The organism is Arthrobacter glycogeni, assembly GCF_054510815.1.
In genome coordinates, this window is sequence record NZ_JBTNDV010000006.1 from 90,188 (window position 1) to 111,633 (window position 21,446).

Here is a 21,446-nt window from a genome sequence, read left to right on the forward strand (position 1 = left end):
GGGGGCGTGACCATTTCCTTCACAAACGGGGTTTCTCTCCGCCAGCGGCGGAAAGGGTGTCTGCTCCTAGGCTAGCGCCGTAGGCTGAGCCGATGCGCATCCTGATCCTCGGCGGTACAGTATTTCTCTCCCGGCGGATTGCCGAATCGGCTCTTGGCCTGGGGCACCAGGTCACCTGTCTGGCCCGGGGGACCTGGTCGGGCCCGCCGGACGGGGCTGTATTCGTGAGGGCTGACCGGGACGGCCCCACCCCGTACGCCGACGTCGATCGGGATTGGGATGCCGTGATCGAGGTGTCGTGGCAGCCCCGCCAGGTCAGGGAAGCCCTCGAAGCGCTCACTGCTCGGACCAGGCACTGGGTGTACGTCTCAAGTTGCTCCGTCTACGCGGACAACACGGTGCCCGGCGGGGACGAGTCAGCGGCGCTGTTGACCGGGTACGACGACGACGGCCCCGCTCCGAGCGAATCCTACGGCGAGGCGAAGGTGGCGTGCGAGCAACTGTGCCAGCAGCACCGGGAAGGGCAGGTGCTGATCGCCCGTCCGGGTTTGATCTGTGGCCCGGGAGATGGCAGCGACCGGTTCGGGTACTGGCCGGCCCGGCTGGCGCGCGGAGGCGAGGTGCTGGTCCCGGCCATCCAAGACGCTTTTACCCAGACCATCGACCTGGACGACCTCGCTGAATGGCTCATCGCGGCCGCAGACCGGCGGCTGACCGGAGTGTTCAACACTGTGGGGCCGGCAGTGAGGTTTGGGGACCTGATCGCCATCACCGCAGCGCAGGTCGGGTTCAACGGCTCGCTCACGTCGGTCGAACCCGGGTGGCTGGTCGACCACGGGGTGGGCTACTGGACTGGACCGGACTCCTTGCCGCACTGGCTGCCGGAAGGCTATGAGGGCCATGGTGCCCGATCGGTCAAGGCCGCCCTGGCCGAAGGACTTCACCAGCGGCCCGTTCAGGACACTATTGCCCGGGTGCTGCAGGACGAACGACGTCGTGGGCTCGCCCGCGAGCGAAAGTCGGGGCTGAAGCCCGACGCCGAGTCCCGGCTCCTCGCCCAGTGGCACCAGACGGGGCACAGCAAGGGGCACTAGGCGTGCTGCTGTGCGTCCTCGGCGACCACCACGACCGGCTCATGGTTGACCGGGAAATTCACTGACCGCGCAATGAAGCACGATGCTGCGGCGTCCCGGTGGATGGCCTGAGCCGTGTACTTCGCCAGCTGGTCGGTGATCGTCACCCGCGGCTTGAGGGTAACACTGAGGAACTCACCGCTACCGTCGGCGTTCAACCGCATGGTGCCGACGGCAGCGTCCTCATAGGCAGTCACCACCACACCGTGCTTCACCGCCATATGGAGGTAGGCCAGCATGTGGCACTGGGATAACGCGGCAAGCAGCAACTGCTCAGGGTTCCATCTGTCTTTGGCCCCATGAAACGTGGGGTCAGCCGTGCCCAGCAGCACCGGCGGACCCGCGGCAGACACCTCGTGTTCCCGGCCGTAGCCGCGGTACGAACGGGTCCCTTCGCCGTGATTACCGGTCCAGGTGACGTCTACCCGATAGTGATGCTCGGAGAGGTTCATGGCTCAAAACTACACCCCAAACCACCTGTTTTACCGGTCTACGGCCTGAGCTTTGAGAGCGCGCGCAATTCCGTCCTGGCTCTCCAGGATCAGCCGGCGCAGGGAGGTACTTCCCGCGTCGAGCGCGGCAAGGAAAGCCGACGACTTGTCGAGGGTGTCCTGGGTGGTCAACCGGGACGGATACAAGCCGACGATGATCTGCTGGGCGATCTCGTGGGTCCGGCTGGCCCAGATATCCTGCGCCGCAGCAAAGTACAGGTCAACAAACGGCGCGAGTACCGCTGGGTCATGGACGCGCATGAACCCGGCAATTGCTGACCGCTGGGCTGCGTTCGGCATGTCTGAGCGCTCAACAATAGTGTGCCAGGCCTCTGCCTTCGCCTCAGGCGTCGGGATGGCTGCCGTTGCCTGGACAGCTGCGAGTTGTCCGGTTGCCGTCGCATCGCGTTCCAGTTCCGCGTCGATCTCCGGCTGCGCAAACCTGCCACCAGCGACCAGCGATGACACCAGTTCCCAGCGCAGGTCGGCGTCGATCTCCAGAGCCTCCGGAACTGCGAAGCCGGTGAAGATCGCTTCGATCGAATCGAGATGGGCGTCGGTCTGGGCATGTCCGGCGAATGCCTTGACGAACTGCAGCTGGGCATCCGAACCGGCGTCGGCACTCTGGGCGAGTTTCCAGAGGCTGTCGGCGGCCGCCACGGTCATGGCTGACCGGTCGGTGGGGTTTACGTAGAAGGCGAGGGTAGCGGCGAGCTGGCGCAGCAGCACCAGCATGACTGATGAGTCGGATTCCGAGCCGATGTTCTGCAGGATCAGCTCCACATAGTTCCGTGCGGGGGTCTCACCGTCGCGGGCTGCATCCCAGGCGGAGGCCCACACCAGGGTGCGGGGAAGCGAGTCGTTGATGTCTTTGAGATGGTGGGTAGCCGTGCGGAGCGACACCTCGTCGAGGCGGATCTTGGCGTAGGCCAGGTCGTCGTCGTTGAGCAGTACCAGGTCGGGGCGGGTGCGCCCCACCAACTCCGGCACGTCGGTGCGTTCGCCGTCGACGTCAAGCTCCACCCGGTCGGTGCGCTGCAGTTTCCCGTCGGCGTCGAGCGTGTAAAAGCCGATCGCGAGCCGGTGCGGGCGGATGGTGGGGTACTCTGCCACCGCCGACTGGAGCACGGCGAAACTGGTGATGGCGCCGTCGTCGTCGGTCGTCAGTTGCGGACGCAGGGTGTTCACGCCTGCTGTTTCCAGCCACAAGGCCGACCACCCCTTCAGATCGCGACCGCTGGCCCGCTCCAGCTCGGAGAGAAGATCGACGAGCTCGGTGTTCTTCCAGGAGTGCTTGCCGAAGTATTCCCTGACGCCTTCCATGAACTTGTCCTGGCCCACCCAGGCCACCAACTGCTTGAGTACCGAGGCACCCTTGGCGTAGGTGATGCCGTCGAAGTTGACCTGGACGTCTTCCAGATCGTTGATCTTTGCGACGATCGGGTGGGTGGAGGGAAGCTGATCCTGACGGTAGGCCCAGGCCTTCTCCAGTGAGGCGAATGTGGTCCACGACTGCTTGAACTCGGTGGCCTCGGCGGCGGCGAGGGTGGACATGAACTCGGCGAACGATTCGTTCAGCCACAGATCGTTCCACCAGCGCATGGTCACCAGGTCGCCGAACCACATGTGGGCCAGCTCGTGCAGGATGGTGATGGCCCGGCGTTCGACTGTCGCATCAGCGACCCGGGACCTGAAGACGTAGCTCTCCAGGAACGTCACAGCGCCGGCGTTCTCCATGGCGCCGGCGTTGAACTCGGGGACAAAGAGCTGGTCGTACTTGGCGAACGGGTAGGGAGTGCCGAATTGCTCCTCGAAGAAGGCAAAGCCCTTGCGGGTCAGAGCAAAAATGTTTTCTGCATCGAGGTGCTGCATGAGGGACTTTCGGGCAAACACACCCAGGGGAATGACCCGTCCATCGGAGCTGGTGAGTTCGCTGCGCACCGACTGGTAGGGCCCCGCAATCAGTGCTGTGACGTAGGAGGACAGCATAGGGGTGGGTTCGAAGGACCAGATGGCCGTGGCGCCGCCGTCGGCGGCCAAGCCTGCGTCCACCGCAGCGGGAGTGGGGGAGTTGGAGATGATGTCCCAGTGCGACGGCGCTGTCACAGTGAAGCTGAAGGTCGCTTTGAGGTCCGGCTGCTCGAAGACGGCGAAAACACGCCGCGAGTCCGGGACCTCGAACTGGGTGTAGAGGTAGACCTCGTTGTCTACCGGGTCAACGAAGCGGTGCAGGCCCTCGCCGGTATTCATGTAGAGCATGTCGGCGTCGATGACCAGCTCATTGGAGGCGGCCAGACGGGGCAGCTGGATGCGGATCCCGTCGGAGACCTCGGCTGGATCCAGCTCGGCGCCGTTCAATGTCACCAGCGACACCTTGTCCGTGACAGCGTCGATGAACGTTGAGGCGCCGTCGGTGGCCTCGAACTTCACTACTGTCCTGGAACCGAAGGTAGTGTCACCGCGGGTGAGGTCCAGAGCGATCTCGTAGGAGGTGACTGTTAAGATGTCGGCGCGGGTTCGTGCCTCGTCGCGCGTCAGATTCATGCCTGGCAAGGTGATGCCTTTCGGAAAACGGTGGCTGATGCCCTGCGGGTGGCGGGCGTCGTCTGTGATGCAGCTTACGCAGCACAGCCATTCTTTCACCACCCGCGGCAAACGAGCACCCTTAGCCAGGAAGTAGTCTTAACAGCACACCTACCCCTTCGAAACGGACATTTCATGCGCGTTCACATCGCCACTGACCACGCTGGCATGGAGCTCAGTGCCCACCTGATCGAGCACCTGCGCCGCTCTGGTCACGAGGTTGTTGATCATGGGCCCCAGGCTTACGACGCCGAGGATGACTACCCGGGATTCTGCATCAACGCAGCCCGGGCGGTAGTCATCGACCAGCAGGCAGGCCGCGACGCGCTGGGCATTGTGCTGGGCGGATCAGGCAACGGCGAGCAGATGGCGGCCAACAAGGTGCGGGGAATCCGTGCGGCCCTGGCCTGGAGCCTGGACACCGCGAAGCTGGCACGTCAGCACAACGACGCCAATGTGGTGGCCGTGGGCGGACGGCAACACTCGGTGGACGAGGCAACACTGATTGTCGAGGCGTTCCTCGCGGAGCCGTTCAGCGAGGCCGACCGTCACATCCGCCGGATCGGCCAGATCGCCGCCTATGAGACCACCGGCAGCGTCGACCGGCAACCCTGATGCCTGAAGGCCATTCGATTCACCGGTTGGCGTTGCAGCTGTCGTCCGTTTTCGGCGGACACCGCGTGGCTGCGTCGAGCCCGCAGGGGCGGTTTGCCGCGGGCGCAGCCGGACTCGATGGGCGCGTACTGACTCGCGCCGCAGCCCACGGGAAACAGTTATTCGTCGAGTTCGCTGATGCCCCCGACGAAAGTCCAACCCCGCCCATCTTCCTGCGGGTGCATCTGGGGCTGTACGGGGCATGGAGCTTCGGCGGCGACACATCCTGCATGGGCGCCTCAAGCATCGGAGCGCCCCGCAAGGTAGGGGAACAGGAACTGGCGGGCGCCCCGGACGCCGACTACAGCGGGCCGCCAGCCCCGGTTGGAGCGGTCCGCCTGCGCCTCGTCAGTGATTTCGGCTGGGCCGATCTGCGCGGCCCGACAGCATGTGAGGTGATCACCGAGCCCGAGCGGGATGCCGTCGTCGCGCGGCTCGGCCCTGACCCCCTCGGCGGCCAGAACAGCGCCGCCGCGGGTCGCGGCAGGAGCAGTGCCGGTGGCAGCGTTCGAGCCCACGACGACGTCACTGAGTTCGCGTCCGGCCTGCGCAAGAGCGCCAGCCCGGTAGGCCTGCTGCTGATGAACCAGGCCGTGATTGCAGGGGTCGGGAACATCTATCGGGCTGAAGCGCTATTCAGGCAACGATTGGACCCGTGGCGCCCGGGAAAATCGATCAGCACTCAGGAAGCAACGGTTCTATGGGAGGACATCGTCCAGATCATGAGGGGCGGGGTGCGTGCCGGACGGATCATCACCACGGCGGCAGCGGACCGTTCCTCGTCGTCGTCCCGTGTCAAGCGCGAGGACGCCCACTATGTCTACGGCCGGGCGGGGTTGCCCTGCCGTCGGTGCGGCACGTCAGTGGCGGTTACCGAGCTAGCTACCCGAAAGCTGTACTGGTGTCCTGCATGCCAGGCTCCCTGACGGCCTTTGACAAAAAAGCACCCGGCGCCGAAGGGCGGGGTGCTTTTCTTTGGCCGATGCGAGGGGATGACGGGAATCGAACCCGCATCATCAGTTTGGAAAACTGAGGCTTTACCACTAAGCTACATCCCCGAGAACCTGAGCATATTAGTGACTACAGGAGTTGCCCAGAGCGTCGGAACGCCTATAACTACATCACAGGCAGTGCCGTTTAGCCAAATGTGCAACTGGAGCAAAATTTACGTAGACTAATGGCTGCACTCACGGGGTGTAGCTCAGCTTGGTAGAGCGCCTGCTTTGGGAGCAGGAAGTCGCAGGTTCAACTCCTGTCACCCCGACTCTGCATAATCGCCGCGGATACCTATCCGGTAGATCCACGGACGCCGTGTGGTCATCATCTTCAATCATTCAGGAGTACTACGCCGTGAAGAGCGCTGTCGAAAACCTCACTCCCACGCGAGTGAAGCTAAATGTGGAGATCCCGTTCGAGGAGCTCAAGCCCAACATTGATGCGGCTTACAAGACCATCTCCGCCCAGGTCCAGGTACCGGGCTTTCGCAAAGGACGTGTCCCCAACCAGCTGATTGATCAGCGTGTAGGTCGCGGCTACGTCATCGAGACTGCCATCAACGACGGCTTGAATGACTTCTACCAGAGCGCCGTCCAGGAAAGCGGCATCCGGCCCCTGACCCGCCCCGAGGTAGAGATCACTGAGGTGCCAGACCCCGCAGCCAAGGATGGACAGCTCCTGTTCACTGTCGAGCTGGACGTTCGCCCAGATATCACCCTCCCCGAATATTCAGGCCTCGAGGTAATTGTCGAAGCCGCCGAGGCGTCCGACGTCGACGTCGACAAGGCGCTCGATGAGCTGCGCGGCCGGTTCGGAACCTTGACCGCCGTTGATCGTCCCGCCGCTGACGGAGACTTCCTTACCCTGAGCCTGGTCGCAACCGTCGACGGCGAGCAGGTTGACGCAGCCCAGGACGTTTCGTACCAGGTTGGCTCCGGCACCATGCTCGAAGGCATGGATGAAGCAGTCACAGGTCTGAGCGCTGACGAGGACGCAATCTTTGAAACCACCTTGGCCCGCGGCGACAACGCCGGCAGCGATGCCCAGATCAAGGTTGAGGTATCGGCAGTCAAGGAACGCGAACTGCCTGAAGCGAACGACGACTTCGCCCAGCTTGCCAGCGAATTCGACACCATTGCTGAGCTGCGGGCCGACCTCACCAAACGTGCAGCCGATGAGAAGATTGAGGGGCAGGGCGTCGAAGCCCGCGATCTGGTTCTCGAAAAGCTGATCGAGCTCATCGAAGTGCCGGTTCCGGCAGCGTTCATCGATGACCAGCTGGAGCAGCACTTCACCGGTGAAAGCGCCCACGCCAACGCTGAGGGCCACGACACCGAAGAGCACCGCGCCGAAATCCGCGAGAACACCGAGCAGGCGTTCCGCAACGAAATGATCCTTGACGCGATCGCCGAGAAGGAAGAAATCGGTGTCAGCCAGCCTGAGCTGATCGACTACATCGTCTCGACCGCGGGTCAGTACGGCATGGAGCCAAACCAGTTCGCCCAGATGCTCGATCAGAGCGGCCAGGTTCCGATGATCGTCGGAGAAGTCCGTCGTCGCAAGGCACTCGCCAAGGTGCTGGAACTCGCCGTGGTGAAGGACAGCTCCGGTGCGGTTGTCGACCTGAGCGACTTCGTTCGTGCCGGCGACGAAGCCGACGACGCTCCTGCCGACGATTCGGCTCCCGCAAAAAAGCCGGCGAAGGCCACGGCAGCAGCCGAAAAGAAGCCTGCCGCCGAGAAGAAGACGGTTGCCGGGAAGAAGCCAGAAGCCGGGAAGAAGCCTGCAGCCGGGAAGAAGCCTGCGGCGAAGACCGCTGCGGCCGAAGCACCCGCCGCCAAGAAAGCAGCCACCAAGAAGCCTGCAAAGGCCACGCCCGCAGCTGACGAAGAGTCCAGCAAGGCGTAGTCTCACACTTCACGATCGAGGGCCGTCTTCCCGCAGGGAGGGCGGCCCTTAGCCGTTAAGTTGCCGGGCGCCCGCGCTGGTGCGCCGTCAGCGAACAGCCTCCGCAGCGGGATCAAACGAACCCTCAAACAAGTTACTGTCCAATGAGAGATAAACGGTCGGCTGCCGGCACCCGGCAGACCAACCAGAGTGAGAGGCTAACTTCCAATGGCAATCGAACCCACCACCCCGACCATGGCGACCGTAGACCCAGCAGGCCGCGATGACTACATCTATAACCGGCTCCTGAAGGAGCGCATTATCTGGCTCGGCTCCGAGGTCAGGGACGACAACGCCAACGCCATTTGCTCCCAGCTGTTGTTGTTGTCGGCCGAGGATCCTGATAAGGACATCTTCCTTTACATCAACTCACCCGGCGGATCCGTTACCGCGGGGATGGCGATCTACGACACCATGCAGTTCATCCCCAACGACGTCGTCACCGTCGCCACCGGGTTAGCCGCGTCGATGGGTCAGTTCCTCCTGTCCTCGGGCACCAAAGGCAAGCGCTACGCCACCCCACACGCCCGTGTCCTGATGCACCAGCCCTCCGGCGGTATCGGCGGCACCGCCTCCGACATCAGGATCCAGGCAGAACTGATCCTTCACATGAAGCGGGTGATGGCTGAGCTCACCGCTGAGCAGACCGGGCAGACGGTCGAGAAAATCCTGAAGGACAACGACCGCGACAAGTGGTTCACTGCTCAGGAAGGCCTCGAATACGGCTTCTTCGACAAGATCGCTGCGCATGCCAACTCGGTATCGGGCGGCGGCGGCACGCAGCGCGACTAACCATCGCGGCCTGCGCCCCTACCCACCTCAGCAGAGACCACCCAGGAGACACCATGAACCACAATTTTGGAGCCGCAGCAGGCGGCACCGCACCCCAGATGCCGTCCAACCGCTACGTCCTTCCCCAGTTTGAAGAGCGTACCCCCTACGGGTTCAAGCGCCAGGACCCCTACACCAAGCTCTTCGAGGATCGCATTATCTTCCTCGGCGTCCAGGTCGACGACGCATCCGCTGACGATGTCATGGCCCAGCTGCTGGTCCTCGAGTCGACCGATCCGGAACGCGACATCACGCTCTACATCAACTCGCCGGGCGGATCGTTCACGGCCATGACGGCCATCTACGACACGATGCAGTTCATCCGCCCTGAAATCCAGACGGTCTGCCTGGGACAGGCAGCGAGTGCGGCAGCAGTGCTGCTGGCGGCCGGCGCCCCCGGCAAGCGGCTCGCACTTCCCAATGCCCGCGTCCTGATCCATCAGCCGGCACTCGGGGGTGGCCAGGGCGGACAGGCATCGGATCTTGAGATCCAGGCAAACGAGGTCATGCGGATGCGCACCTGGTTGGAAGACACGCTGGCGCTACACAGCGGGAAGAGTTCCGAGCAGGTCAACATCGACATCGAGCGTGACAAGATTCTCACCGCCGCCGATGCCAAAGCGTACGGGCTGGTGGACGAGGTCCTGACCTCCCGCAAGATGACGCCTCCGAAGATCAACAAGCCCTAGTATCCTCTCGCCGAGGACCGGGCCCGTGGTGCGACACAATCAGCACCACGGGCCTTGTGATGCTGATTAGCAGCCCCGATTGTCCTAGAGTGGGGTAAGCGGGATCCCGCTTGCCCGGGGACTCCGCTGTCTACACAACAGATCCACGTAAGGGGACTGACACATGGCTCGCATTGGTGAGAGCACAGACCTGCTGAAGTGCTCTTTCTGTGGGAAAAGCCAGAAGCAGGTCCGGAAACTTATTGCCGGACCTGGCGTCTACATCTGCGATGAATGCATCGACCTCTGCAACGAGATCATCGAGGAAGAGCTGTCCGAGGTCGCTGACCTCGGGACCTTCGAGCTACCAAAGCCCCGCGAGATCTTCGACTTTCTCCAGGAATACGTCATCGGTCAGGAACCCGCCAAGCGGTCCCTCGCCGTCGCCGTCTACAACCATTACAAGCGGATCCAGTCCGGACACGCCCCCCGCACCACCGGAAATCTTGCCGATGCGGTGCCCACCGAAGACGTCGAGATCGCCAAGTCGAACATTCTTCTGATCGGTCCTACCGGTTGCGGTAAGACCTACCTCGCGCAGACACTTGCCCGCCGCTTGAACGTCCCCTTCGCGGTAGCCGACGCAACCGCGCTCACCGAAGCCGGATATGTCGGCGAAGATGTCGAGAACATCCTTTTGAAGCTCATCCAGGCCGCTGACTATGACGTCAAGAAGGCTGAGCAGGGCATCATCTACATCGACGAAATCGACAAGATCTCGCGCAAGAGTGAGAACCCGTCAATCACCCGGGACGTGTCGGGCGAGGGCGTTCAACAGGCCCTGCTGAAGATCCTTGAGGGTACAGTCGCCTCTGTGCCACCCCAGGGTGGCCGCAAACACCCGCATCAGGAATTCATCCAGATTGACACCACTAACGTGCTGTTCATCGTCGCCGGCGCCTTTGCGGGGCTGGAAGAGATCATCGGCTCCCGGGCGGGCCGCAAGGGAATCGGTTTCGGCGCTCCGCTGAGTTCATTGAAGAGCGAGGAGGTCAGCTACGGCGATGTGATGCCCGAGGATCTGCTTAAGTTCGGGTTGATCCCCGAGTTCATCGGCAGGTTGCCGGTGATCACCACGGTGACCAGCCTGGACCAGAAATCGCTGATGCAGATTCTGACCGAACCCAAGAACGCCCTTATCAAGCAGTTCCAGAAGATGTTCATGCTCGACGGCGTCGAACTGACCTTCGAGCCGAAGGCACTTGAGGCGATCGCCGATCAGGCCCTTGAACGTGGTACCGGGGCCCGAGGTCTGCGGGCCATCATGGAGGAAGTCCTCCAGCCGGTGATGTTCGACCTGCCAAGCCGGGACGACATCGCCACGGTGGTCATCACTGAGGCAGTGGTCGGCAAAAAGGTGGAGCCCACGTTGATCTCGCACGACGTCGTCGCGAAACGCCGGAACAAGTCAGCCTGACCGGTATCCTCCACCCGACAGGGCGGAATAGCCCGGCGCCCGCTCAGGTTGTACGGAATATGACTGAAACGATTTCTCCCTCAAACAATGTCCAGAAGGCCGATTTTTGGTTCGATCCCGTGTGTCCCTTCGCCTGGGTAACCTCACGGTGGATCGAAGAAGTGGAAAAGGTCCGCAGCATCACGGTCGACTGGCATGTCATGAGCCTCGCCGTCCTTAACGCCGGCCGGGATCTCCCTGAGGAATACCAAGGGTTGATGAAGCGGGCCTACGGGCCGGTGCGCGTCATCATCGCTGCCGCTGAACTCCACGGCAACGACAACATCAAAAGGCTGTACGACGCCATGGGCACCCGGATCCACCAAGGCAAGAATGAGGACTTCGCTGCAGTCATCAGCGAATCCCTTGAAGAGGTCGGTCTTCCCGCCGAGCTGGCCGCCTACGCGACGAGCGACGAATACGACTCGCAGCTTCGCGCGTCCCATCAGGACGGAATCGACCGGGTCGGGGACGAGGTTGGAACCCCAGTTGTCGCATTCAACGGCACGGCGTTCTTCGGGCCAGTGCTGACCCGTATTCCCCGCGGCGAGGCCGCTGGTCGCGTCTTCGACGGCGCGGTGATGCTCGCCGAGTTCCCTGAATTCTTCGAACTGAAGCGCTCACGCACCGAGGACCCAGTCTTCGACTAACAGTGCCCAACAAAGCAACAGCCTCGGGACACGGACCGCAGGGATTTGTGTAGCAACCGTGATCTCTTTAGTGGTCGAGCCCCCTCACGGAGCGTTTCCCGGGTGGGGGAAACGCCCTGTGGGTCCTCAGTCGAGTTCGATCACCACCGGACAGTTGGAGATCCCTGGCAGGGCCCGGAGACCGTTCAACGATTTGTTGGCCGGTCCTGCTCCGGCGCTTGTCAGAAGGCCTGCCTGAAAGAGATTCGCAACCTCGTCATGATCCTTCAGCCGTATCCGTTGACCGTCCTCAATGGCTTGTTGCGTCCATAGGGCGGGCGTTACATCCCAGATGGGGGTGTAGTCGTTATCTCCAGGCACTACCTGGGTAATGTTCAACGGATCACCCTCACCGGCGACAGCCGATTGAAGTCCTTGGCGCTGAGGGTTCCCGGCCCCTCGGGGGCCGTTCACGATGGGGATAATCGCAGCGCGAGCGGATGTATCGCGGTCGAAGGTGGCCAACCCCGGCGCGAAGTCGAGGTTAGGTGCCCACGTGGATCCTTCGAGCGCCGCAACAAGTTCAATTGACGCGTCCTGGTGAAGGTATTGCACCCTGTTGCCTTCGTAGAAACCGTTCAGGGTCTTGAGCGTGACTCGGCGTTTCGCGATGTCAAGCCCGTTAGGCGCGATGGCATCATGGATTCCTGAAGCGTTAGCTACCTGTGTAGCGTTCAGCACCGTGCGTCCGTCGGGAGTCACAAGCGGGCTGTAGTCGGCATCTCCCACCGCTCCGGCCTGAACTGTGGCCGGTGGGAAGGCATCCGGTCCGGGCACTGCAATTCGGGTCGGGCTGAAGTCCACAGTGCCCGTGAAGTGGAGTAGCCCGTTCACCCGCGGCGCATGCTGTACAGCCTTGGTGCCCAAGGTGTTGACGAGCGACCCGGCATGGTTGATTCCGCGGCGTTCCGCGTCCCTCTTGTCGGATGATTCGGTGGCGACGTACCAGACGACTGCCCCGTCGTGGCGGCCTTCAAGGAGCGGTAGCGTGACGGTGCCGTTGGCGCTGTCCACCGCGATGGCGCTGTCCAGGAAAAGCTCAGCGCCTCCGGCGACCGCGGGCGAGCCAGCCGGAACCAACGCCATTGCTGCACCGAGAGCGATGATGCCCAGATTCTTTCGGGTGTTCGAGCGCTTCCGCCGCGACGCGCATCGGGACGCTCATGGGTCCCGCTGTAATGCTGTGGCTGGGTTGGTTAGACATGGGATTCAGCTCCTTGATTGGGGGGATGCATCAAATCTAGGCCCGCTATCCAGTGGCGGACCTTACAGTCCTGTGACGCCAGTAAGGGTCTTCGCTCGCTATGGTGACGGGGTGGCACCACCGCGGCGACTTTCGGTCACCGCGGATGGACTTGCTGCGCGTCGTTTGTTGAGGAACGGTGGCCTAACCTGGTCATCCTGGATCGCACGGTTTCGGGGCTCGACGGTGCTGAGGCATGCAGGCGGTTACGGGTAGGTTCCGCACTGCGTCGCGCAGTACGACCGGAACCGGCGGTCAGATGCGGACAATTTCTACTGGACCCGGCCATCCGGACTATACAAGGTGACGTCGCCGCGGTGACCGTCACTGTGCGCCAATATGAACTCCTGGCGTTCTTCCCCCACCACCCGAATCAGGCCTTCACAAGAGCGGGACTGATCCGCGCGGCGGGGGATGGAAGTTTGTCAAGCCCCGGGTCTTTCGGGTAATGGGGCTAGTTACCAGGCTGGCGTGACGAAGATTTCTACCAGGATATGTGGATCACGCTGCCTCACGCGTCGCTCACATCAACCTTCGGATGACCTGCCTGGAACCGTTTATTGCACCCACGGTTAACTCAAGGACCAGGGAGCGGCGGAGGTTCAATGGGCGGCGGCGGGAGCGGCGGTGGTTCTATGGGCGGCGGCGGGAGCGGCGGTGGTTCTATGGGCGGCGGGAGCGGCGGTGGTTCAGTGGGCGGCGGCGGGAGCGGCGGTGGTTCAGTGGGCGGCAGCGGGAGCGGCGGTGGTTCAAGCGCCGGTGGTTCGGTCCCTGGCGGCTCAAGCGGCGGTGGTTCACTCGCCGGTGGCTCAATGGGCTGCTGTGACGGCGGCTGTGGTTCGTTTGGCAGCGGTTCAACGGGCGGCTGTGGCGCTGGTGCACCCGGACCCGGACCCGGAGCCGGACCCTGTGGGGCAGGGGTAGCAGGGAATGAAGGAATTAGTTCTCGAGGTGCAGGCGCGGATTCCTTCGGTGACGGCGGTGGTGTCTGCGGTTTTGGTGCAGGTTGGGTTGGATCAGATTGGTCGCCAGCCCGAGCTTCGAGGTAGGTGCGGAGGGCGGTGAGGGCGTCCTCGATGCGTTGCCGCCGGTCGGTTGAAACGGACCCATCAGACGCGTGGATGTCCAAACGGACGCTCAGATCATCCACAACGCTGAGGGCTTCTTCGTAGTCTTCGTCGACAGAGAGCTGGGTGACGGCGAGCACCTCAGATTGGAGCTGTCGGGCGACCTCTGGGCTATAACCCTCTGAAGCACTGCAGCCACTGACCAAAGCCACGCAGAGAGCCACAGCCAAGGTGCGACTTCGGAATCGAGTAATTTTCATTAGGGCGCCACACTGTCCTGTAGCTCCTGCAGCAGATCCCCGAGTTCTCCAGGGGTTGCCGGATAGTCAACGGGAACCGGTGTGGGCCCTGATCCTATGTTCAAATTAGGCACAACCATGAGAGCCATAACCAGCAGCGCCACTGTCAGGATGAGAGCGATCAGAGCCCATTGGGCGGCCCTCGGTTTGCGGCGCTGCCTTGGCAGGCCCTGCGTCCTGCCCGGCTGCGCCGGGTCGTTGTTTTGTCCGGTGATGAGCGAATGCGAAGGTAATTTACCTGTCCGATTGGCGGCGGGTATGGCTGAAGTCGACTGGCCATCCTGCAACGCGAAACCTTGTCGGAGGGCAGAAGTTCCCCCCATCGTTGAAATGGTCTCTGGATCTGGTGTCTTAGGATCGACATTATCTATCGCTTGCGGAGAGCCGGAACCGGGGACGGAACGTAGCGCTGACGCTATATGGGCTGCGCTGGGGCGGTCCAGAGGATCCCGGGCGGTCATGGCATGAAGCAGAGAGGTCCACCCGTTGCCCAGCGCCGCGGGAATCTGCGGGCCGCGATACAACCGTGCCGCCGCGGATGCTGCCGCGGGCCCCGGGAAGGCGGTGTCCCCCGTCAGGCACTCCAGAAGTACCAGCCCCAGAGAGTAGATGTCGCTGGCCGGAGTTACGGAATGTCCCTCAGCCTGTTCAGGGCTCAAATAGGCAGCAGTGCCGACGGATTGTCCCGTGGCAGTCAGCCGTGCGCTGTCCACCAGCCGGGCAATACCGAAGTCCGTGAGTTTGGGGTTCCGCGCCCGCTGCGCATCCCCGCGCCTACCGAGGAGGATGTTGGCTGGCTTCACATCCCGGTGCACTATGTCGCGGCCGTGAATGTATGCCAGGGCGTCTGCCACTCCGGCGCCCATGGCAGCGGTCTCATCAGCCGTGAGTGAAGCATTGTATTTGGCACGGTGAAGGTCCTCGCCGTGAACCAATTCCATGACCAGGTAGGTTTGTGGGTGGAGCATTGCGGTCTCTGTGCCAATATCAAAGACCGTGACCAGGTTGTGGTGGCTTAGCCCGGCCAGGACTCTTGCCTCGCCCTGCTGTCGGTCGATCTCGTCGGCTTCGGTTGCGCCCGCACGGAAGAGCTTGACGGCTACCTCCCTGTGAAGCACCTCGTCATGAGCCCGGTACACCGATGCCATCCCGCCCTGACCAATGGGAGTGCCGAGCCTGTACCGCCCACCCAAAATTAAGCCGGCTGATACACCGCGCGACATTACCTCTGCTCCAGAGGCGCCTTCGGCCCCGGATCCAGGATTGGCATCCCGACTATTCATTAGCCAAGTCTAAGTTGGTTCCGTCAGTTTCGTTGGATCGTCGTGAAATCCAGGCTCGGCGGACGGGAAACCGCGTTTCGACCGGGTATCCGCCGCCCCTCAATTTGATGGTGTCATCGTTGCCTGCCACGTGGCTGTCCCTTTGGCTGGCTGCGTCCATCGGGGACGACCGCCGCTGGAAAGAGGACATCGACGAGGTAAGTAATGACATGGGAGCGGATCAGGAAGGGCGCGGGCTGGGAACTGCTCTGCCAAAGATGGGGATTAGGATGCAGGCACATGACATCGCACGATGCTCCCTCGTCTGCGGTGAGTAGTCCGTTGCGACGTCCGACTGGCGATAGCCAAGATAATCCTCAACTTCCTATTTGAGAACGATTCTCATATTCTTGTGGAATGCACCTGATCATCATCACGTCGCTTGACGCCCTGAGTCGCAATAGCGCTGCATCTGAGTTGGCCGAGCTGTCTCCAGAAGTTCCAGTGGTTCTGCAGGATCTGCTCGATGATGGAGTGGTGACCCGTCGCATCCACCGGGGCGGCCAATCGGTGGAACGAGAGTCGACTGTCCTTGAGCACGGTTGCCTAAGCTGCACGGTTCGGTTCGATTTGGTCCCCGTTTTGGTACGTCTCGCCGCTGCCGGTGCTTCTCGGGCGATAGTCGGGTTGCCGCCGGGGACCACAGCCGAGAACGCAATTGATGGGATTCATGCAATCGCCCCAGGGGATTTCACTGTGGATTCAGTGGCGCTAGCCGCACAGCCTGAGGACGTGGAGAACCAACTGTGGGACCATCACACGTTGTTTGAATCCGGGTACACGGCTGTCCCGGAGGACGCCAGGGCTCCTGGAGAATTCCTGATGGGGGAGTTGCTCTTTGCTGACACGGCGCTCACCACCACCAGCGATCTGTTGCCATCGGATCAAGAATCGGTGCTCAGAGGTGTCCAGCTTGTCGGTCAACTGGCCCCGCATCTGCTGATGCTGCCCGCGTTCGGGGCTTCCGCGGCCGACCTTGGTGTGCACGATGATGCCGCGGCACGTGTCCGAAGCCTTCCCGGAGCCGTCACAGTGACGCCGAGCCCGTCCGGGCCGTTCCACACCTTCGAATACCGCACTGACCTGCTTCTGCATCCGGATCGCTTTCGGTCAGCGTTGGGTACCATCTCCGAGGGCTGCTGCTTTGTCCGAGGCAGCGTCTGGATTGCCGGTTTGTTGGACACCGAAGTTGCGGTGTTCGGCGTGGGACCACGCATAGCTCTCAGCAACGGCGGACCATGGGCCAGCGATCCGCGGGGTGAATGGCGCCGTGGCACACACCTAGCCCTCACCGGCGATGACATCAACGGGTGCGAGGTGACCAGCCTATTGGCAGCCTGTGCAGTCACGGACGAGGAGCTGCGGTCCCCCATATCTACGCACCGAACAAAACCAGCCGATAGACCACAGAGTTAGTCCACTGAAGGAGAACCATGAAAGTACGCAATTCCCTCCGCGCTTTGAAAAAAGTCCCGGGGGCTCAGATCGTCCGCCGCCGGGGCAGAACGTTCGTCATCAACAAGAAGAACCCGCGGCTGAAGGCACGCCAAGGCTGACGTGATGGGAAGTAGTGCTAGGGGTACAGCTGGCATCGTCGTGGCGCTCTGCGTGGGTCACCGGTGCGCTGCGCTCATCAAAGCCAACGACGACGGCGGGCTCGCCGCGGCCGTCGCGCGGTCATCCGGCGGCGTGCTGATTTCTGCATCCTGTCTACAACAATGTGCGAATGGTGCCGTCGCGGCCGTCGCCATCCGTGCTTCGAAGAGTAGTCGAACGGGCCCGTCGGTCTGGTTGGGCGGGCTCGAAAGCCCTGGGCATCTTCAAGCCCTGGGCGCCTGGGTTGAGGGCTGGAGCCCACAAGGGCGGTCCAGTGCACTACCCGAGGAGCTCGCCGAGGCGGTACTCGGCACTGGGGCCCCCGTCCGCTTGGCACCCGACCAAGCCTGATCCGGGTAGCCCGTGTCCGTGCTCATGGATGGTGCGCGCTGGCTGCTCTCCGGTATTCCTTAGCGGGGTGCTGCCCACTGCGTTAGTGGCTATGACCTAGTGTCGGTGACGCTTCGACCGTGTGAGCGATCGCGTCATCGATGGTGCGCGCCATGATCGTCGGTCAATGCGTAGACGGCGTCCCGCCCCGAGCTGCTAACGGTCGCCAGGTTTAGATGGCGTTTGCCTCCGAAGATCCGGAGACCGGTGCTATCGGTCTTTTCCGCTGCCGGGTGACCGGGACGATCACTGACGACGACGGCCACCAAGGTCCCGCCGGACCAAAATAGTTTTTCACGGTCTCCCAATTGTGAGCCTTCCGCACACGTTCCAGCTGGTCCGCTTCTACCCGCAGCGAAGCCTCGGCAGGTTAGCTGAGCATCACCGGAGACCGGTGCAATTAGGCGAGCACGCATCGGGGCCCCGCAAACCGGATCGGTCTGCGGGGCCTCTCGCGTCTAATCCGGGGCGGGCCGGGCTACACGGCCTCGACGGGTGCCAGTTCCACCTCGAAGACTGACAGTTCGCCTTCGGCCTCCGCCAGACGTAGCTCACGCACGTTGCCTGCGGCGAGGAGATCATTCAGCCCGGCGTTGAGCTGGCGCAGCTGAGCCGCCGATCCGTTGACGACGGCGCTGAGCACCTCGGTGCGCTGCTTGACCTTGGCTTCGGATTTAGACCGGCGGATGCCGCCGAGTGCGAGAGCCACGGTGCCGAGAACGCCGGTGTCGGCCGTGCGGATGGTGTCGGTAAGATGACCGGCGGTGGGCCATTCGGTCCGGTGCACCGATCCGCTGCGCCACCAGCTCCACACTTCCTCGGTGGCGAACGGCAGGAACGGCGCAAACATCCGCAGTAGGGCGTCAAGTGTGGTCGCCAGAGTAGCGAGTACTGAGGCCTGCTCGGCCTCGCCCGCCGCACCGTAGGCGCGATCCTTGATGAGCTCGACATAGTCGTCGGTGAAGGACCAGAAGAACGACTCGCTGAGCTGCAGAGCCTTGGCGTAGTCGTACTTCTCAAACGCGGCAGTCGACGCGTCGATGACCTGCGCCAGCTGGGCCAGTAGGGACAGGTCCAGCTGATTGGTGACCACCGACGTGTCATCGGTGAGGACCGTGTGCTCGGTGGCACCCAGGTTCAGCACGAACTTGGACGCATTGAGCAGCTTGATGGCCAGCCGGCGCCCGATCTTCATCTGGGCAATTTCGTACGCGGTATCCGCGCCCAGCTTCGCCGAGGCGGCCCAGTACCTGACGGCGTCGGCCCCGAACTCCTCAAGCACGTCGGTAGGGACCACCACGTTGCCCTTGGACTTGGACATCTTCTTGCGGTCCGGGTCAAGGATCCAGCCCGACAACGCGGCATGGCGCCACGGTGCCGAATCCTGCAGCGCGTCGGCACGGACGGCGCTCGAAAACAGCCAGGTCCTGATGATGTCGTGACCCTGTGGGCGGAGATCGAACGGAAAAACCTTGGCAAACAGATCGGGGTTCTTCGGCCAACCGCCCACGATCTGGGGGGTCAGGGATGAGGTGGCCCAGGTATCCAGGACGTCGTTTTCGCCGACGAAACCGCCCGGCTGGTTGCGTGAGCTCTCCTCGAACCCCGGTGCTGGCTCGGCCGCCGGGTCCACGGGAAGTGCATCGTGGGTGGGAACGATTGGGGTCTCGTACTCGGGTTCGCCGTCGGCGTCGAGGTGGTACCAGACTGGGATCGGCACACCGAAGAAGCGCTGGCGGGAGACCAGCCAGTCGCCGTTGAGTCCTTCGATCCAGTTCTCGTAGCGTGAGCGCATGAACCCTGGGTGGAACTCGATTTCCCGGCCCCGCTGGATCAGTTTCTCCCGCTTGGCCTCGTCACGTCCACCGTTGCGAAGGTACCATTGGCGGCTGGTCACCACCTCGAGCGGCTTGTCGCCCTTCTCGTAGAAGTTGACCGGGTGGATCACCTTTTTTGGCTCGCCCTCCAGCTCGCCGCTGGCACGCAGCAGGGCAACGACGCCCTCTTTGGCGCTGAACACGGTCTTCCCAGCAATCGCCGAGTAGTTTTCCTGCGCTTTGGCAGTGTTGATCCATTCGGGGGTCTCCGACCGGATCCGGCCGTCGCGGCCCACGATGGCGCGGGTTGGCAGCTGCAGTTCGCGCCACCAGATGACGTCGGTGAGGTCACCGAACGTGCAGATCATCGCAATGCCGGTGCCCTTGTCGGGCTTCGCCAGTGCGTGCGCCTTGATCTCCACTTCGACGTCGAACAGCGGCGATGTGACAGTGGTGCCGAACAGGTGTTTGTACCGGTCGTCGTCGGGATTGGCCACCAACGCCACGCAGGCGGGTAACAACTCGGGGCGGGTCGACTCAATGAAGATCTTTTCCCCGCCGGGGGTGTGGAACGCGATCCGATGGTAGGCGCCCGCCTGCTCCCGATCTTCGAGTTCCGCCTGGGCCACCGCGGTGCGGAAGGTGACGTCCCACAGGGTGGGAGCCTCCGCGAGGTAGGCGTCGCCAGCGGCGAGGTTGTCCAGGAACGCACGCTGGCTGACGGCCCGCGAGGTGTCATCGATGGTGCGGTAGGTCAGGTTCCAGTCCACGGAGAGGCCGAGGGTGCTGAACAGGTTCTCGAAGACCAGCTCATCCTGGACCGCGAGCTCCTCGCAGAGCTCGATGAAGTTCCGGCGGGACACGGCGTCGAAGTCGCGCTGATTTTTGGGTGGCTCGGCGGGAGGCGTATAGCTGGCGTCGTAGGCGACCGACGGATCGCAGCGCACCCCGTAGTAGTTCTGGACCCGGCGCTCGGTCGGCAGGCCGTTGTCATCCCACCCCATCGGATAGAACACGTTCTTGCCGCGCATCCGCTGGTACCGGGCGACGACGTCGGTCTGCGTGTAGGAGAACATGTGGCCCACGTGCAGCGAACCCGATGCCGTGGGCGGGGGAGTGTCAATCGAGTACACCTCCGCCCGGGAGGTCTCGGGATCAAAGGTGTAGGTGCCTTCCGCCCGCCACTGCGCGGCGAGCCGGGACTCAAGACCCTCAAGAACCGGTTTGTCAGGGACATTTACTGTTGCGGGCGTGTCTGTGCCCGGAGTGTGTTCAGCCATGGGTCAAGTGTTTCACGATAAGTTGGATCCATGACTTCCACCCAGATGACGCCAACCCAGCGAGCAGCAGTTGTCACCGGAGCGAGCACCGGGATTGGGCAGGCTACGGTCCGCCTCCTCGCCGCCCAGGGCTGGCGGGTCTTCGCCGTCGCCCGTCGAGCCGACCGCCTTGAGGAGCTGGCGGCCGAGACCGGGGCCATCGCTGTGCCCACCGATATCACCGAGGACGACGACGTCGAGCGGCTGCTCGCCGTCGTCGCCGACGCCGGGGGCGCCGACTCCCTGATCAACATTGCCGGGGGAGCGCGCGGCGCGGACCGGATGGTCGAGGCGAAGACCGCCGACTGGGACTGGATGTATCAGGCGAATGTGGTCGGCACCATGAAAATGACCAGGGCTTTCCTGCCCATGCTCCGGGACCAGGCCGAGGGTGGCACCGTCCTGAACCTCACCTCCACCGCCGGCATGGTCTCCTATGAGGGTGGCGCCGGGTACAACGCGGCGAAGGCTGCGCAGCGTGCCATGACCCAGGCGCTCCGGCTCGAGGAAGCAGAGCATGGCGTCCGCGTCGTCGAGGTGCTGCCCGGCATGGTGCACACCGAGGAGTTCTCGTTGAACCGGCTGGGCAGCGCAGATGCCGCGTCGAAGGTGTACGACGGCGTCGAAAAGCCCCTCACCAGCGAGGACGTCGCTGGCATCGTCGCCTATGCGGTGACGGTGCCCCACCATGTGAACCTCGATGAGATTGTCGTCCGCCCGTTGGCGCAGGCCGCAGCCCACAAGGTGATCCGGAAACAGTAGGCCGGGGTGTACCAGAGGCCGGCGCGTGGCGGTTAGTTTCCGCTAGACTGATAGCAACAGCTTCGACCCGGCCATCACCGGTGAGCTTCCGGAAGAATCTTCGCCGTGCGCCAGACGGATCAC

General features: G+C 62.9%; 19 protein-coding genes and 2 tRNA genes. 15 read left to right on the top strand and 6 right to left on the bottom strand.

All coding sequences use genetic code 11. The annotated features are described in order from the left end of the window. Positions 1 to 92: 92 nt before the first annotated feature. Positions 93 to 1,094, top strand: a complete 1,002-nt coding sequence (locus tag ACX80G_RS08335) for an NAD-dependent epimerase/dehydratase family protein (protein ID WP_459307176.1) — start codon at positions 93 to 95, stop codon at positions 1,092 to 1,094. Here ACX80G_RS08335 and ACX80G_RS08340 read toward each other — a convergent pair. Next, on the bottom strand, positions 1,091 to 1,585 hold the full coding sequence (locus tag ACX80G_RS08340) for an OsmC family protein (protein ID WP_459307178.1): 495 nt from the start codon (positions 1,583 to 1,585) through the stop codon (positions 1,091 to 1,093). The genes ACX80G_RS08335 and ACX80G_RS08340 overlap by 4 nt on opposite strands. Before the next feature lie 30 nt (positions 1,586 to 1,615). Continuing rightward, positions 1,616 to 4,168: an aminopeptidase N gene (gene pepN, locus ACX80G_RS08345; RefSeq protein ID WP_459307179.1), complete on the bottom strand. Its 2,553-nt coding sequence runs from the start codon at positions 4,166 to 4,168 to the stop codon at positions 1,616 to 1,618. A 174-nt stretch (positions 4,169 to 4,342) separates the two neighbouring features. On the opposite strand from pepN, the gene ACX80G_RS08350 reads away from it, so the two are divergent. Together ACX80G_RS08350 and ACX80G_RS08355 are read left to right on the top strand one after the other, a co-directional pair. Beyond that, positions 4,343 to 4,822: a ribose-5-phosphate isomerase gene (locus tag ACX80G_RS08350; RefSeq protein ID WP_459307180.1), complete on the top strand. Its 480-nt coding sequence runs from the start codon at positions 4,343 to 4,345 to the stop codon at positions 4,820 to 4,822. Beyond that, positions 4,822 to 5,787 carry an Fpg/Nei family DNA glycosylase gene (locus ACX80G_RS08355; RefSeq protein ID WP_459307182.1) on the top strand — a complete coding sequence of 322 codons (966 nt, stop codon included), beginning with the start codon at positions 4,822 to 4,824 and terminating at the stop codon, positions 5,785 to 5,787. Before ACX80G_RS08350 ends, ACX80G_RS08355 begins: the two co-directional genes overlap by 1 nt. Positions 5,788 to 5,848: 61 nt before the next feature. On the opposite strand, the gene ACX80G_RS08360 is transcribed toward ACX80G_RS08355, so the two are convergent. Next, positions 5,849 to 5,919 (bottom strand) — tRNA-Gly (locus ACX80G_RS08360). Between the two features lie 132 nt (positions 5,920 to 6,051). Between ACX80G_RS08360 and ACX80G_RS08365 the strand changes: the two genes are divergently transcribed. The 6 genes from ACX80G_RS08365 to ACX80G_RS08390 all read left to right on the top strand — a co-directional run bounded on the left by ACX80G_RS08365 (position 6,052) and on the right by ACX80G_RS08390 (position 11,469). Further along, positions 6,052 to 6,125 (top strand) — tRNA-Pro (locus ACX80G_RS08365). A gap of 86 nt (positions 6,126 to 6,211) precedes the next feature. Further along, positions 6,212 to 7,765: a trigger factor gene (tig, locus tag ACX80G_RS08370; protein ID WP_459307184.1), complete on the top strand. Its 1,554-nt coding sequence runs from the start codon at positions 6,212 to 6,214 to the stop codon at positions 7,763 to 7,765. 234 nt (positions 7,766 to 7,999) lie between these two features. Continuing rightward, complete coding sequence (locus tag ACX80G_RS08375) at positions 8,000 to 8,596, top strand: ATP-dependent Clp protease proteolytic subunit (RefSeq protein ID WP_459307270.1); 597 nt, start codon at positions 8,000 to 8,002, stop codon at positions 8,594 to 8,596. A gap of 53 nt (positions 8,597 to 8,649) precedes the next feature. Continuing rightward, entirely contained in the window at positions 8,650 to 9,324 is a 675-nt protein-coding gene (locus ACX80G_RS08380; RefSeq protein WP_196840595.1) for an ATP-dependent Clp protease proteolytic subunit, read from the top strand. A 163-nt stretch (positions 9,325 to 9,487) separates the two neighbouring features. Next, a complete protein-coding gene (clpX, locus tag ACX80G_RS08385; RefSeq protein WP_459307186.1) occupies positions 9,488 to 10,780 on the top strand; it encodes an ATP-dependent Clp protease ATP-binding subunit ClpX in 1,293 nt (430 codons plus the stop codon). Between the two features lie 59 nt (positions 10,781 to 10,839). Continuing rightward, positions 10,840 to 11,469 (top strand): mycothiol-dependent nitroreductase Rv2466c family protein, encoded by a 630-nt coding sequence (locus ACX80G_RS08390; RefSeq protein ID WP_459307187.1) that lies wholly within the window; start codon positions 10,840 to 10,842, stop codon positions 11,467 to 11,469. 126 nt (positions 11,470 to 11,595) lie between these two features. On the opposite strand, the gene ACX80G_RS08395 is transcribed toward ACX80G_RS08390, so the two are convergent. Further along, complete coding sequence (locus tag ACX80G_RS08395; protein ID WP_459307188.1) at positions 11,596 to 12,594, bottom strand: hypothetical protein; 999 nt, start codon at positions 12,592 to 12,594, stop codon at positions 11,596 to 11,598. 784 nt (positions 12,595 to 13,378) lie between these two features. Here ACX80G_RS08395 and ACX80G_RS08400 point away from each other — a divergent pair. Together ACX80G_RS08400 and ACX80G_RS08405 are read left to right on the top strand one after the other, a co-directional pair. Next, entirely contained in the window at positions 13,379 to 13,675 is a 297-nt protein-coding gene (locus tag ACX80G_RS08400) for a hypothetical protein (protein ID WP_459307189.1), read from the top strand. 193 nt (positions 13,676 to 13,868) lie between these two features. Next, positions 13,869 to 14,003, top strand: coding sequence for a hypothetical protein (locus ACX80G_RS08405; RefSeq protein WP_459307190.1), 135 nt, complete (start codon positions 13,869 to 13,871; stop codon positions 14,001 to 14,003). Between the two features lie 74 nt (positions 14,004 to 14,077). On the opposite strand, the gene ACX80G_RS08410 is transcribed toward ACX80G_RS08405, so the two are convergent. After that, entirely contained in the window at positions 14,078 to 15,400 is a 1,323-nt protein-coding gene (locus tag ACX80G_RS08410) for a serine/threonine-protein kinase (protein WP_459307191.1), read from the bottom strand. 396 nt (positions 15,401 to 15,796) lie between these two features. Between ACX80G_RS08410 and ACX80G_RS08415 the strand changes: the two genes are divergently transcribed. From ACX80G_RS08415 to ACX80G_RS08425, 3 genes are read left to right on the top strand one after another with little or no spacing between them, the layout of a single operon-like run. Further along, complete coding sequence (locus ACX80G_RS08415; protein ID WP_459307192.1) at positions 15,797 to 16,855, top strand: GTP-binding protein; 1,059 nt, start codon at positions 15,797 to 15,799, stop codon at positions 16,853 to 16,855. A gap of 17 nt (positions 16,856 to 16,872) precedes the next feature. After that, positions 16,873 to 16,995, top strand: a complete 123-nt coding sequence (gene ykgO, locus ACX80G_RS08420) for a type B 50S ribosomal protein L36 (protein ID WP_459307193.1) — start codon at positions 16,873 to 16,875, stop codon at positions 16,993 to 16,995. A gap of 4 nt (positions 16,996 to 16,999) precedes the next feature. Then, positions 17,000 to 17,386 (top strand): hypothetical protein, encoded by a 387-nt coding sequence (locus tag ACX80G_RS08425; protein WP_459307194.1) that lies wholly within the window; start codon positions 17,000 to 17,002, stop codon positions 17,384 to 17,386. 517 nt (positions 17,387 to 17,903) lie between these two features. On the opposite strand, the gene valS is transcribed toward ACX80G_RS08425, so the two are convergent. Then, complete coding sequence (gene valS / locus ACX80G_RS08430) at positions 17,904 to 20,522, bottom strand: valine--tRNA ligase (protein ID WP_459307195.1); 2,619 nt, start codon at positions 20,520 to 20,522, stop codon at positions 17,904 to 17,906. A gap of 30 nt (positions 20,523 to 20,552) precedes the next feature. On the opposite strand from valS, the gene ACX80G_RS08435 reads away from it, so the two are divergent. Further along, positions 20,553 to 21,323 (top strand): SDR family oxidoreductase, encoded by a 771-nt coding sequence (locus ACX80G_RS08435; RefSeq protein ID WP_459307196.1) that lies wholly within the window; start codon positions 20,553 to 20,555, stop codon positions 21,321 to 21,323. The last annotated feature ends 123 nt before the right edge of the window (positions 21,324 to 21,446 follow it).

What these genes read in the sequence shown, in the direction of transcription:
- ACX80G_RS08335 (WP_459307176.1), top strand. Translation starts at nt 93, where the DNA reads ATGCGCATCCTGATCCTCGGCGGTACAGTATTTCTCTCCCGGCGGATT.
- ACX80G_RS08340 (WP_459307178.1), bottom strand. Translation starts at nt 1,585, where the DNA reads ATGAACCTCTCCGAGCATCACTATCGGGTAGACGTCACCTGGACCGGT.
- pepN (WP_459307179.1), bottom strand. Translation starts at nt 4,168, where the DNA reads ATGAATCTGACGCGCGACGAGGCACGAACCCGCGCCGACATCTTAACA.
- ACX80G_RS08350 (WP_459307180.1), top strand. Translation starts at nt 4,343, where the DNA reads ATGCGCGTTCACATCGCCACTGACCACGCTGGCATGGAGCTCAGTGCC.
- ACX80G_RS08355 (WP_459307182.1), top strand. Translation starts at nt 4,822, where the DNA reads ATGCCTGAAGGCCATTCGATTCACCGGTTGGCGTTGCAGCTGTCGTCC.
- ACX80G_RS08375 (WP_459307270.1), top strand. Translation starts at nt 8,000, where the DNA reads ATGGCGACCGTAGACCCAGCAGGCCGCGATGACTACATCTATAACCGG.
- ACX80G_RS08380 (WP_196840595.1), top strand. Translation starts at nt 8,650, where the DNA reads ATGAACCACAATTTTGGAGCCGCAGCAGGCGGCACCGCACCCCAGATG.
- clpX (WP_459307186.1), top strand. Translation starts at nt 9,488, where the DNA reads ATGGCTCGCATTGGTGAGAGCACAGACCTGCTGAAGTGCTCTTTCTGT.
- ACX80G_RS08390 (WP_459307187.1), top strand. Translation starts at nt 10,840, where the DNA reads ATGACTGAAACGATTTCTCCCTCAAACAATGTCCAGAAGGCCGATTTT.
- ACX80G_RS08395 (WP_459307188.1), bottom strand. Translation starts at nt 12,594, where the DNA reads ATGGCGTTGGTTCCGGCTGGCTCGCCCGCGGTCGCCGGAGGCGCTGAG.
- ACX80G_RS08410 (WP_459307191.1), bottom strand. Translation starts at nt 15,400, where the DNA reads ATGAATAGTCGGGATGCCAATCCTGGATCCGGGGCCGAAGGCGCCTCT.
- ACX80G_RS08415 (WP_459307192.1), top strand. Translation starts at nt 15,797, where the DNA reads ATGCACCTGATCATCATCACGTCGCTTGACGCCCTGAGTCGCAATAGC.
- ykgO (WP_459307193.1), top strand. Translation starts at nt 16,873, where the DNA reads ATGAAAGTACGCAATTCCCTCCGCGCTTTGAAAAAAGTCCCGGGGGCT.
- ACX80G_RS08425 (WP_459307194.1), top strand. Translation starts at nt 17,000, where the DNA reads ATGGGAAGTAGTGCTAGGGGTACAGCTGGCATCGTCGTGGCGCTCTGC.
- valS (WP_459307195.1), bottom strand. Translation starts at nt 20,522, where the DNA reads ATGGCTGAACACACTCCGGGCACAGACACGCCCGCAACAGTAAATGTC.
- ACX80G_RS08435 (WP_459307196.1), top strand. Translation starts at nt 20,553, where the DNA reads ATGACTTCCACCCAGATGACGCCAACCCAGCGAGCAGCAGTTGTCACC.